We start from the raw sequence: 1,116 nt of genomic DNA on the forward strand, positions 1-1,116 counted from the left end.
TATATTATTCAGCTGCAAATAAATGGCGATTACAATAAATTATGCTATATTTGCAATTAGAACTAAAAATGAACTGCTATGAGAATCGTTTTGTTTGGAATAATGCTTATTGCGTCTATAGTTGTTAGAGCGCAAGAAGCAACACCGTCTTTCGAGCAATTGAAAGAATACTATCAGTATGCGTCTGTGGATGAACGTGTAAAAATGGATTCTATATTCCAGACCTTAGAGAACAATCTCAGAAGACAGCAAGTGAAAAATATAGGCGGCATTTCATTCGGCATTTCTCGCGAAGAAGCAATGGAATTATTGAAAAACAAATATGGCGAGCCTGTTTATAATCCAGGAAGCACTGTGATTTCTTTTAGAAATATAAAATACGCAGGCTATGATTTTGATTCAGTCCATTTCCTTTTTCAATCTGATGGAATAAATAGTTTCTTTAACTCTTGCATTTTTATAAAAGAAGCTAAAACGCAAAAGGAAGCTGTTGAGGAACAAGAAAATCTTTATAAAGTATTGTGTGACAAATATGAATTGAGCAAAGTCGAAACAGAAAATGGCCTAAATACGTATGGTGGGGGTATTTCACCATTATGGGATGGCCATTGGTATAGTCTAATAGACGAGTATTATACTGCTTTACATACTGATATAATACAATACGAAAGTGATTTGGTTGAAATTTACGGGAACAAATACGCAGCCCGGCTAATTTACGGACCATACAATTATATAAAAGAAGAATTTTGATTCAATCTATTTTCTGATTATAATATTGGGAATCGAATTTATCTATTCTTTTTGCTGTATTTGTATCTTTACGTAGGTATTGATGTAGCATTTGATGTCTATAGTTCTCTTTCCTAAGAACTGCATTGTCATAGGCAATAAAGGCCGCCGTAGCAATGGTAATCACCCAAATGCAGAACAGGCAGATTTTGACATACAAACGGGCATGGCGAGAAAGGTAAACCCGTTTAAGCCCATATAAAGGCAAGCTGCAAGCAAAATACTTGAGCCTGTTCTTGAAACCGGACGGCATGGCCGGACGCTTACATTCATTGCCCGGCTTGATATTGTGTGTTTGCTGGATGGTTTTCATCATGCCGTATA

General features: G+C 36.0%; 2 protein-coding genes. One reads left to right on the forward strand and one right to left on the reverse strand.

Going from position 1 to position 1,116, the window contains the following annotated elements; all coding sequences use genetic code 11:
* The first annotated feature begins 78 nt into the window (after positions 1-78).
* Positions 79-753 carry a hypothetical protein gene (locus tag NW211_RS13840; RefSeq protein ID WP_258328268.1) on the forward strand — a complete coding sequence of 225 codons (675 nt, stop codon included), beginning with the start codon at positions 79-81 and terminating at the stop codon, positions 751-753.
* Between the two features lies 1 nt (position 754).
* Here NW211_RS13840 and NW211_RS13845 read toward each other — a convergent pair.
* On the reverse strand, positions 755-1,116 hold a 362-nt coding region (locus NW211_RS13845), incomplete at its 5' end, for a hypothetical protein (protein WP_258328269.1).

Source organism: Barnesiella sp. ET7, assembly GCF_024733785.1.
Taxonomy (GTDB): Bacteria; Bacteroidota; Bacteroidia; order Bacteroidales; family Barnesiellaceae; genus Barnesiella; species Barnesiella merdigallinarum.

Coding starts and splice junctions, on each gene's coding strand:
- NW211_RS13840 (WP_258328268.1), top strand. CDS start 79: ATGAGAATCGTTTTGTTTGGAATAATGCTTATTGCGTCTATAGTTGTT.